Genomic DNA, 10,229 nt, shown 5'->3' with positions numbered 1-10,229 from the left:
GGGGGGGGGGGCTTTTTTGTCGTTGGGATCCGGGGCGTATCAGCGCGTCAAGACTGGGTAACTTACGGCATCTCGGACATGATCCGGAACGGCTCATGTCTCTCTTTGCTTCACTAGAAAGTGGACCCTTGGCGTAGGTCCGGGATGCCGACTGGACTCGTTGTAGCCGTGCTAGTGGATCACCACCGCACTGATGCGGTGATAGAATGGCCGGTGCGGCGTGCGGCCATGGCTGATGTTGTCGAACAGGCCCGCGCCCACGCTGGGTAGCAGCGACTGGATCAGTCGGACTTCCTCGACCTGTCGTACATCGATTCGCACGTGGAGCTGCCCGTCAAAGTCGAAGCTGACATCGGCATTGGGCGGACAGACTTCGCGAAGCATTACCAGCAGCTTGCCCAGTTCGGCGGCTATGTCGAGTGACGTTGCCGGCTTTGGAAGCCGTTCTCCTCCATCGGTCAAAACGCGTAAAGATCGTGCCATTTACGCCTCCCTGTTTCCTGCTTGTGGATTGGATCAAACAAGCGGGATCAAGGAAAGCGACAAGATGGCGTAGTCTCAAATTGGTATTTGAGCCGCGCCAAGCGTTAATGTCGTCTGCGTACCGCAGTCCGCGCGACTGGACCACGCCAGGGTTTTCTCAGCCCCTGAAGTTGTCCTTGGCGTTCCTGAGCGCTGCAAACGTTGCTACGGCATCGCCGCCGCCCCAACGCGCCTGCAGTTTGGGATCGTCTGCGCGCAGGAAGGGATTGGTCGCCAATTCGCGTTCCAGCTTCATTGGCACCGTCGGCTGATTGTGGGCGCGGTGCTTCATGATCTCTTCGACATAGCTTGCCAGTTCGGCATTGTCGGGATCGGCGTGGACCGCGAACTTGGCATTGGCCGCAGTATACTCATGCGCGCAATAGAGGATTGTTTCGGGGGGAAGGGCCTTCACCCGCTTCAGGCTCGCCCAGAATTGGGCCGGCGTGCCTTCGAACATGCGGCCGCAACCCAAGGCAAAGACGGTATCGCCGACGAAGGCGATGCGTGCGCCGGGAAGGTGGTAGGCGACATGGCCCAGGGTGTGTCCGCCGACATCGATGACACAGGCCTTGCGGTCGCCGATCGTGACGACGTCGCCCTGGCCTACCGTACGGTCCACCCCGGCGATCTTGCCAGTCTCGCCAGCGGGCGCTGTGATCCTGCAGTTGGTGATGCGCTTGATCGTCTCATTGCCGCCGGCATGGTCAGGGTGCCAGTGGGTGTTCCAGATCTGCGTAATCTGCCAGCCCTTCTTGCCTGCCTGCCGCAGGTATTCGTCTGCATCCGGGGTGTCGATGCAGACGGTTTCCGCGCTGTCGTGGTCGTGCAGAAGGAAGCCATAGTTGTCGGACAGACAGGGGAACTGGTGAACTTCGAGCATCGCGATCTCTCCTGTCGATCAATGTAGCGATGATGTCCGTAATCGGAAGTGTTCGGCAAAGCAAAAGCCCGCCCGGATCGCTCCGGACGGGCTCTTGGTGATGTGGTTACGGTGTCCCTGACGGGACGCCCGAGAATCAACGATTCTTGAGCGCTTCGCCGAGGATGTCGCCGAGCGACGCACCCGAGTCCGACGAACCGTACTGCTCGACCGCTTCCTTCTCTTCGGCCAGCTGACGGGCCTTGATCGAGAAGTTCGGCTTCTTCGAGCGGTCGAAACCGGTGACCATGGCATCGACCTTCTGGCCGACCTGGAAACGGTCCGGACGCTGTTCGTCGCGGTCGCGGCCGAGGTCCGAACGCTTGATGAAGCCGGTGGCGCCATCTTCGCCGGCCTGGACTTCCAGGCCGCCGTCGCGGACTTCGAGAACGGTGACGGTGACGGTTTCACCGCGGCGCAGGGTGCTGCCAGCAGCGGCGATGCCAGCGGCCGGAGCGCCACGCTCAAGCTGCTTCATGCCGAGGCTGATGCGTTCCTTCTCGACGTCGACGTCGAGAACCACGGCCGAAACCTGCTCGCCCTTGCGGTGCAGGGCCAGGGCGTCCTCGCCCGAGATGCCCCACGCGATGTCCGACATGTGGACCATGCCGTCGACGTCGCCGTCCAGGCCGATGAACAGGCCGAATTCGGTAGCGTTCTTGACTTCGCCCTCGACCTGCGAGCCGACCGGGTGCTTCTCGGCGAAGGCTTCCCAGGGGTTCTGCTGAGCCTGCTTGAGGCCGAGCGAGATGCGGCGCTTGTCGGAGTCGACCTCGAGCACCATGACTTCGACTTCCTGCGAGGTCGAAACGATCTTGCCCGGGTGGACGTTCTTCTTGGTCCAGGACATTTCGGACACGTGGACGAGGCCCTCGATGCCCGGCTCCAGTTCCACGAAGGCGCCGTATTCGGTGATGTTGGTGACGGTGCCGCTCAGCTTCACGCCGACCGGGTACTTGGCGGCGGCGCCTTCCCACGGATCGCTCTCGAGCTGCTTCATGCCCAGCGAGATGCGCTGCGTGTCGGTGTTGATGCGGATGATCTGGACGGTGACGGTGTCGCCGATGTTGATCACTTCGCTCGGGTGGTTGACGCGCTTGTAGCTCATGTCGGTGACATGGAGCAGGCCGTCGATGCCGCCGAGGTCAACGAACGCACCGTAGTCGGTGATGTTCTTGACGACGCCGTCGATGACCTGGCCTTCGCTCAGCTTGTCGATGAGTTCGCTGCGCTGTTCGGCGCGGGTCTCTTCGAGGACGGCGCGGCGCGACACGACGATGTTGCCACGGCGACGGTCCATCTTGAGGATCTGGAAGGGCTGCGGCACGTCCATCAGCGGGGTGACGTCGCGCACGGGGCGGATGTCGACCTGCGAGCCGGGAAGGAACGCAACGGCGCCGTCGAGGTCGACGGTGAAGCCGCCCTTGACGCGGCCGAAGATCACGCCTTCGACGCGCTTGCCTTCGCCGAATTCGTTTTCGAGCTTGTCCCATGCGGCTTCGCGGCGGGCGCGGTCGCGCGACAGCATCGCTTCGCCGTCGGCGTTCTCGACTCGGTCGACGTAGACTTCGACTTCGTCGCCGACCTTCAGGCCGTGCTCGGCTTCACCGCGCGCGAATTCGCGCAGCGGCACGCGGCCTTCGCTCTTGAGACCGACGTCGATGACGGCCTTGTCGTTTTCGATGGCGGTGATGGTGCCCTTGACGACACGGCCTTCGAAGCCGTCATCGGCGACGCCGCCGAGCTGATCGTCAAGCATTTTCGCGAAATCGTCGCGAGTCGGATTGGCAGAAGTAGCCATTATCAGGTCTTTCCTGTTCAACGATTTTTCCGGCCAGGCGGTTGAATCCGCCGGTCTTTTCTCCGCTCACCGCCCCATGCGATGACCGGGCCAAAGGGCCGAACTGCCGCGGCGGCCGAATGCCGGTCACGGCGTCCTCAAGGCCGCAAGGGCCTGTCGGACCGGCGGCCACTACGCCCCGGGGGGGCAAAATGCAAGGGAAATGGGGCCTTGCGCGGCCGTCAGGCGTCGGCGCGATCCATGGCTGCATCGACGGCTGCGATCGCTGCGGCGATGGCCTCTTCGCGGCGCAGGCTGGAGGTGTCGATCAGCACGGCATCGTGCGCGGCGACGAGCGGCGAATCCGCGCGATTGCGATCGCGTTCGTCGCGTGCGGCAAGGTCCGCGGTAATGGCCTCCAGCGAGACCTCGCGACCCTGTTCCAGCATTTCGTGGAAGCGGCGCTGGGCCCGGGCTTCGACCGAGGCGTCGATGAACAGCTTCGCGTTCGCCTCAGGTGCGATGACGGTGCCGATGTCGCGTCCGTCGAGCACGGCGCCGCCTTGCTGGAGGGCGAAGGCACGCTGGCGTTCGTAGAGGGCGCTGCGCACCGGGGGGTGGATGGATACGCGGCTTGCCAGGCCCCCGGTCGCTTCGGAGCGCAGTTCGGGATCGTCGAGCAGGCTGTCTGGAAAGGCGCAGGCGGCAAGGGCGGCTTGCGGATCGTCGGGGTTGCCGCCGTTCAACATGACCTGGCGGCCCACGGCGCGGTAAAGCAGCCCGGTGTCGAGATGCGGCAGTCCGAAGTGAGCGGCGAGGGCCCTGGCGATAGTGCCCTTGCCCGAGGCGGTTGGTCCGTCGACGGCGATAATCATGGCGCTGCCTTTGGCCTTTCGCGAAAGGCTAGGCAAGGTCAGCGATCGAAATCGTCCAGTTCCGGGCTGTCGCGTCCGTAGAGTTCGGCGAGTTCGGCTTCGTAGTTCCACGAGTGCCGGACAAGCCAGACGAGTAGCGGGAGGAGCACGCCGAGCGGCGCGGTAAATGCGGCGATCAGGAGCGTTGCCGGGACCAGCACAAGCAGCGGAGCCTGCGCTATCGCGCGCCGCATGCGCCAGACCGCTTGGGCGGCCATTGTGACAATGTCCCCGTCGCCGGGTCGCGCCAGTCGCATCGCAAGTCCCCTGTTTCGCCAGGGACCCTACGCGAGGTGGGTTACCGAATTGCTTAGTTCTGCCTCGCACCGCTTCCGGGGCCGCGATTGCGCACGGCCTTGATGAGACCCCAAATCGCAATCGCTGCCCAGAATCCCTCGAGCACGAGCGATGCCGGATTGAGGTTTACCAGCAGGGAAACCGTCAGCAGGCACGCCCCCAGCAGGTTCACGCCGTGCTGGACGAAGGGATTCGGCCGTTCCCGGCCGGTGATGTAGGCGTAGGCGAAGATGATGCAGGCCATCCCCGCGAAGCCGAGGGTGTTGGCCAGTTGCGAGGAGATCGGCAGGATCACGCGACCAGCCCGGCCAGCATCGATTCGAAGACCGGGAAGCTGGTGGCGATCGGACGAGTGTCGTCGACTTCCACACCGCTGCGGCTCACGAGCCCCGCCACCGCCATGGACATCGCGATGCGGTGGTCGAGGTGCGTGGCGATGGCCGCGTCCGTGCCGGCAAGCGCTTCGCCGCCGGTGCCTTCGATCACGAGGCCGTCCTCGCGCTCCTCGATCCGCGCGCCCGCTGCCTTGAGGGCGGTAGCCATGACCGCGAGGCGGTCCGATTCCTTGACGCGCAGCTCGTCTAGGCCGCTCGTCGTCGTTGTGCCCTCGGCCAATGAGGCCGCGACGAACAGGACGGGGAACTCGTCGATCATCGAGGGTGCGACCTGCGGATCGACCTCGATCCCCTTGAGGACCGAGTGCCTGACCAGCAGGTCGGCAACCGGCTCGCCGCCCACTTCGCGCGGGTTTACCTCGGTGATGTCGCCGCCCATCTGGCGCAGGACGGAGACGAGGCCCGCGCGCGTGGGATTGAGGCCGACGTTCTCGATCAGCACTTCGCTGCCCGGAACGAGGAGGGCGGCCACGATGAAGAAGGCGGCAGACGAAGGATCTCCCGGAACGTCGATGACCTGCGGGCGCAGTTCCGCTTCGCCGGTCACGGTAATGATGCGCGTGCCGTCGGGCTCAACTTCGACATCGAGCTGGGCGCCGAATCCCCGCAGCATGCGTTCCGAGTGGTCGCGCGTGGGTACGGGCTCGATGACCGTGGTCTTGCCCGGCGTGTTCAGCCCCGCGAGCAGAACTGCGCTCTTCACTTGCGCGGAGGCGACGGGCAGGCGGTAGGTGATCGGCACCGCGGGCGATGTGCCCTTGAGGATCAGCGGCAGGCGTCCGCCCTCGCTCGCTTCGAAGCTGGCGCCCATTTGCGAGAGGGGGGTGATGACGCGGCCCATCGGGCGCTTCGACAGGCTGGCGTCGCCGATGAAGGTTGCGGTGATGGGGTGGCTGGCGATCAGGCCCATCAACAGGCGGGTCGAAGTGCCCGAGTTGCCCATGTCGAGCGGCGCCCGGGGCTGGAGCAGGGCGCCTACGCCCACGCCGTTGACCACCCATTCTTCGCCGGAGGCACTGTCGCCCACGCGTTCGACCGAAGCGCCCATTGCCCGCATCGCCGCAGCCGTCGCCAGCACGTCCTCGCCTTCCAGCAGGCCGGTCACGCGCGTTTCGCCCACGGCCAACGCGCCCAGCATGATCGAGCGGTGGCTGATCGACTTGTCCCCGGGGACGCGAATCCGGCCCTTCAGCGGGGCGTTAGGCATGAAGCGGCGGGGGCGCATGGCGGCGGCGTCGGCGTGGCTCACGATGGAACTTCTTTCGGGCTAACAGGGGCTGCAAAAACGCGCGGCTTTTGACAGCGCGGGCCGCCTATGGCAAGGCGCGCGCCCTGATGCGGCCGGCATGCTTGATTTTGCGCGCCTGTCCCACCATCAAGACACGGAATTTACGCCCGGCTCCTTCGGGCCGGAAAGATGAGGACGTTTCATGGCAAAGCCTGAGTGGGGCGCCAAGCACGGCTGCCCGAAATGCGGCACGCGCTTTTATGACCTGGGCAAGGATGACCCGGTTACCTGCATTGAGTGCGGCAACGAGTGGCATCCGGAACCGGTGCTGAAGTCGAAGCAGCCGATTCCCTATGAGGAAGTTCAGAAGAAGGAAGGACCCGAGCAGGAAGACTCGGATCTGGCCGATGACGATCTGGACATCGATGACGACGGCGATTCGCCCGACAACGACGTCGACCTGGGCGGCGACGACGATCTCGGCATCGGCGCAGGCGGCGACGACGACGATCGCGACGACTAAGCGCGCGGCTTGAAGAAATTCGCGGGCGTGGCGAAAAAAATTCTACGCTCGCAAATTTCTCTCTTGCCAACCGGGAAGCCCCCCACTAGAGGGCGGCCTCCCAAGCGGAGGCGACGCTGACGCAAGGGAAACGGATCGAACCTCCCAGGCTCGATCTGCTGAAATGGACGGGGCCGTAGCTCAGCTGGGAGAGCGCTACAATGGCATTGTAGAGGTCAGGGGTTCGATCCCCCTCGGCTCCACCATTTCACCATATGAGTTTCGCGTGATAGCGATACGCTGGCCGACGAGGTTTCGTCCGCCGGCGTTTTTCGCGTAAATGTCACGGCACGCCGGTCAGCGAGGTTTCGCCTACCGGCGTTTTCGGCGTTCTGGCGGGCCGATGGCTTGCCAAAAGTGGAGTTTGGCCATGTTCGACAGCCTTTCCGATCGTCTCGGCGGCGTGTTCGACAAGCTGCGTGGTCGCGGCGCGCTCAAGGAGCAGGACGTCCGCGATGCCATGCGCGAAGTGCGCATCGCGCTCCTCGAGGCCGACGTGGCCCTCCCGGTCGTTCGCCGTTTCGTCGATCAGGTCACCGAAAAGGCCGTAGGCCAGTCGGTCCTGCGCTCGGTCACACCGGGCCAGCAGGTCGTCAAGATCGTCAACGATGCCCTGGTCGAGATGCTCGGCGGCGATACGACGCCCGAGCTCGATCTCAACGCCACTCCGCCGGTCGTCATCATGATGGTCGGTCTGCAGGGCTCGGGTAAGACCACCAGCACCGCCAAGATCGCCAAGCTGCTCAAGGAGAAGCACGGCAAGAAGGCGATGATGGCCTCGCTCGACGTCAACCGTCCGGCGGCGCAGGAACAGCTCAAGGTTCTGGGCGAGCAGGTCGGCGTTGCCACCCTGCCGATCATCGCCGGGCAGCAGCCCACCGAAATCGCCACCCGCGCGATGCAGTCGGCAAAGTTGCAGGCGATCGACGTCCTCCTGCTCGACACGGCCGGCCGTCTCCACGTCGACCAGCAGTTGATGGACGAGATGAAGGCCGTTGCCGCCATCTCGAATCCGCGTGAGACCCTGCTCGTCGTCGACTCATTGACGGGCCAGGACGCGGTCAACGTGGCGCAGAGCTTCGCGGGCGAAGTCGACCTGACCGGCGTCGTGCTGACCCGCATGGACGGCGATGCCCGCGGCGGTGCGGCGCTGTCGATGCGCGCGGTCACCGGCAAGCCGATCAAGTTCGCCGGTACCGGTGAAAAGGCCGATGCGATCGAGGTGTTCCACCCGAGCCGCGTCGCCAACCGCATCCTTGGCATGGGCGACGTCGTCAGCCTCGTCGAGAAGGCAGCCGAATCGGTCAAGGTCGAGGAAGCCGAGGCGCTGGCCAAGCGCATGGAGCAGGGCAAGTTCGACATGAACGACCTGCGCACCCAGCTGCGCCAGATGCAGAACATGGGCGGTCTTGGCATGCTTGCGGGGATGATGCCCGGCATGAAGAAGGCCAAGGCGGCGATGCAGCAGTCGGGCATGGACGACAAGGTCCTGCTGCGCATGGACGCGATCATCGGTTCGATGACGCCCAAGGAGCGAGCGAACCCCGCGCTGCTCAACGCCAAGCGCAAGATCCGCGTCGCCAACGGTTCGGGTACCCAGGTCCAGGACGTCAACAAGCTGCTGAAAATGCACATGGAGATGTCCAAGGCCATGAAGCAGATCAAGAAGATGGGCGGCCTCAAGGGGCTTGCCGCGATGTTCGGCAAGGGCGGCCTCGACGGCGCCATGCCGGGTCTTGGCGGCAAGGGCCTCGGTCCCGGCGCGGGCGGGTTGCCCGGGCTCGGCGGAGCCGGTCAGCCCGATCTCAGCAAGTTTTTGAAGAAGTAATTTTTACAGAATTTGACAGAAAGGTAGAACAATGTCCGTAGCTATCCGTCTTTCGCGCGGTGGTGCCAAGAAGCGCCCGTACTACAAGGTCGTCGTGTCCAACTCGCGCGCTCCGCGCGACGGCAAGTACCTCGAGCAGGTTGGCACCTACAACCCGCTGCTCGCCAAGGACGACGAGAACCGCGTTCGCCTGAACGAAGACCGCGTGCGCTACTGGCTCGGCGTTGGCGCCCAGCCGACCGATCGCGTTGCCCGTATGCTCGACAAGGCCGGCATCATGGAACGCGCCGCAACCAACAACCCCAAGAAGGGTGAGCCGGGCGACAAGGCCAAGGAACGCGCCGAAGAGAAGGCTGAGAAGCTGCGTGAGGCCGAAGAGGCCGCCAAGGCTGCTGCAGAAGCTCCGGCCGAGGAAGCATCGGCTGCCGAGGAAGCTCCCGCTGCCGAAGCGACCGAGGAACAGACCGAAGGCTGAGTCCGCATAGGACCGACCTGTGGCTGATAACGACCGCCCGGTCACGCTGGCTGCCGTCTCCGGCGCCCATGGCGTGACGGGCGAAGTCCGCCTCAAGCTGTTCGGTGAAGGCGTGGCGGCGCTCAAGCGCTACCGCGCCTTCAACGATTCGGCGCTCACGCTCAAGAAGCTGCGCGACGACGGGAAGGGTGGCGCGATCGCCCGCTTCGAGGAAGTGGCTGACCGCAACGCCGCCGAGAAGCTGCGCGGCACCGCGCTCACTGTGCCTCGCTCGGCCATGCCCGCGCTGGAGGATGGCGAGTACTATTTCGCGGACCTTATCGGCCTTGCTGCCTTCTCCGATACCGGCGAAGCGCTCGGTACTTGTGTCGCGGTGGAGAACTTCGGAGCCGGCGACGTCGTCGAGATCGAGCGACCACCGGGCGAAGACGGCAAGCGCCGCCGCTTCATGGTCCCGATGATCGAGGCTGCCGTGCCCCGATGGGATCACGAGAAGCTGGTGATCGCCGCCGCATTCGCGGAAGAATGAACAGGAGAAGGCCGCGCCTCGTGCGCGGCCTTCTTCGTTTCCCGACCTGATGAATGCTTGGGCGCGCCGTGGCGTCTATCTGTTCGACGTTTCAGGCGATGGCGCTCGCGCAAATCGCCTGCGTTGCGCTGACGGCATGGCCGGGCACCGGGTAGGTGATCGCGGCCAGACCAAGCAGCAGCACGGCGAGGCTGGTTCCGGCCGACATGCCCCCGATAACCGCGATGCCGGTCAAGCGGGCCTTGCGGGAAAGTGCCGTCTCTTCGCAGGGCTCATAAGCCTTGCCTATTGCATCTTCGTTTCCCGACCGGGGACGAAGGCGCCGCGCCAGTCGCGACAATACCCGCTCCAGATCGCCGGTAAATCTGGCATGGCCGGCGTTCCAATCCCTGATGAAGTGTTCGTCCTGCATGGTCCTGCTCCTTCTTTGGAGGACTGTCCTGTCCCCATCCTGATGCGCCTGCAGGTGCCGCTAGGCCAACAAAAGCACTGGCGGAGGGTATAAGGCTGACTTATGATTGCAGGATGGACCCGCTCCCTCCGCTCACCGCAGTGCGCGCCTTCGAAGCGGCCGGACGCCTCGAGAATTTCTCGCGCGCGGCGGAAGAGCTCGGAATGACGCAGGCGGCGGTCAGCTATCAGGTGCGCCAGTTGGAGGACCGGCTCGGGCGCTCTCTCTTCGTGCGCGAGAAGGGCAGGGTGCGCCTGTCCGAGGCGGGGCATCGGCTGGGCCCCCCCCCCCCGGCCGGCCCCCCCCGGGGGGCGGCGGGTCGGCAA

The 10,229-nt window shown here is 64.8% G+C and carries 13 protein-coding genes and 1 tRNA gene; 6 read left to right on the top strand and 8 right to left on the bottom strand.

What is annotated here, in order from left to right:
- Window positions 1-171: 171 nt before the first annotated feature.
- The 7 genes from SPHV1_RS22990 to aroA form a co-directional block, all read right to left on the bottom strand.
- Window positions 172-483, bottom strand: coding sequence for a hypothetical protein (locus SPHV1_RS22990; RefSeq protein WP_231634829.1), 312 nt, complete (start codon window positions 481-483; stop codon window positions 172-174).
- A 157-nt stretch (window positions 484-640) separates the two neighbouring features.
- A complete protein-coding gene (gene gloB, locus SPHV1_RS22985; protein WP_054948329.1) occupies window positions 641-1,405 on the bottom strand; it encodes a hydroxyacylglutathione hydrolase in 765 nt (254 codons plus the stop codon).
- A 136-nt stretch (window positions 1,406-1,541) separates the two neighbouring features.
- Window positions 1,542-3,245 carry a 30S ribosomal protein S1 gene (rpsA, locus tag SPHV1_RS22980; protein ID WP_054948328.1) on the bottom strand — a complete coding sequence of 568 codons (1,704 nt, stop codon included), beginning with the start codon at window positions 3,243-3,245 and terminating at the stop codon, window positions 1,542-1,544.
- A 221-nt stretch (window positions 3,246-3,466) separates the two neighbouring features.
- Complete coding sequence (locus SPHV1_RS22975; RefSeq protein WP_054948327.1) at window positions 3,467-4,099, bottom strand: d(CMP) kinase; 633 nt, start codon at window positions 4,097-4,099, stop codon at window positions 3,467-3,469.
- Window positions 4,100-4,137: 38 nt separating this feature from the next.
- The gene (locus SPHV1_RS22970) at window positions 4,138-4,356 is read right to left on the bottom strand and encodes a hypothetical protein (RefSeq protein ID WP_139384067.1); all 219 of its coding nucleotides are present in this window, start codon (window positions 4,354-4,356) and stop codon (window positions 4,138-4,140) included.
- Window positions 4,357-4,448: 92 nt separating this feature from the next.
- Window positions 4,449-4,730 (bottom strand): hypothetical protein, encoded by a 282-nt coding sequence (locus SPHV1_RS22965; RefSeq protein WP_054948325.1) that lies wholly within the window; start codon window positions 4,728-4,730, stop codon window positions 4,449-4,451.
- The gene (gene aroA / locus SPHV1_RS22960) at window positions 4,727-6,055 is read right to left on the bottom strand and encodes a 3-phosphoshikimate 1-carboxyvinyltransferase (protein WP_054948330.1); all 1,329 of its coding nucleotides are present in this window, start codon (window positions 6,053-6,055) and stop codon (window positions 4,727-4,729) included. The genes SPHV1_RS22965 and aroA overlap by 4 nt, the downstream gene beginning before the upstream one ends.
- A 205-nt stretch (window positions 6,056-6,260) precedes the next feature.
- Between aroA and SPHV1_RS22955 the strand changes: the two genes are divergently transcribed.
- The 5 genes from SPHV1_RS22955 to rimM all read left to right on the top strand — a co-directional run bounded on the left by SPHV1_RS22955 (window position 6,261) and on the right by rimM (window position 9,452).
- The gene (locus tag SPHV1_RS22955) at window positions 6,261-6,581 is read left to right on the top strand and encodes a TIGR02300 family protein (RefSeq protein WP_054948324.1); all 321 of its coding nucleotides are present in this window, start codon (window positions 6,261-6,263) and stop codon (window positions 6,579-6,581) included.
- A gap of 169 nt (window positions 6,582-6,750) precedes the next feature.
- Window positions 6,751-6,826: transfer RNA gene (locus tag SPHV1_RS22950), tRNA-Ala, on the top strand.
- Window positions 6,827-6,990: 164 nt separating this feature from the next.
- On the top strand, window positions 6,991-8,448 hold the full coding sequence (ffh, locus tag SPHV1_RS22945; protein ID WP_054948323.1) for a signal recognition particle protein: 1,458 nt from the start codon (window positions 6,991-6,993) through the stop codon (window positions 8,446-8,448).
- A 31-nt stretch (window positions 8,449-8,479) separates the two neighbouring features.
- Window positions 8,480-8,923 carry a 30S ribosomal protein S16 gene (gene rpsP / locus SPHV1_RS22940; RefSeq protein ID WP_054948322.1) on the top strand — a complete coding sequence of 148 codons (444 nt, stop codon included), beginning with the start codon at window positions 8,480-8,482 and terminating at the stop codon, window positions 8,921-8,923.
- Between the two features lie 19 nt (window positions 8,924-8,942).
- Entirely contained in the window at window positions 8,943-9,452 is a 510-nt protein-coding gene (gene rimM, locus SPHV1_RS22935) for a ribosome maturation factor RimM (protein ID WP_054948321.1), read from the top strand.
- Window positions 9,453-9,543: 91 nt separating this feature from the next.
- Here rimM and SPHV1_RS22930 read toward each other — a convergent pair whose 3' ends face one another.
- The gene (locus SPHV1_RS22930) at window positions 9,544-9,864 is read right to left on the bottom strand and encodes a hypothetical protein (RefSeq protein WP_054948320.1); all 321 of its coding nucleotides are present in this window, start codon (window positions 9,862-9,864) and stop codon (window positions 9,544-9,546) included.
- Between the two features lie 113 nt (window positions 9,865-9,977).
- Here SPHV1_RS22930 and SPHV1_RS22925 point away from each other — a divergent pair.
- The coding region (locus SPHV1_RS22925; RefSeq protein ID WP_156367432.1) for a LysR family transcriptional regulator at window positions 9,978-10,229 on the top strand (252 nt) is incomplete at its 3' end.

The sequence above is a fragment of the Novosphingobium sp. KN65.2 genome, from assembly GCF_001368935.1.
GTDB classification, from domain to species: Bacteria; Pseudomonadota; Alphaproteobacteria; order Sphingomonadales; family Sphingomonadaceae; genus Novosphingobium; species Novosphingobium mathurense.
This window is presented reverse-complemented; position numbering and strand designations above follow the sequence as displayed.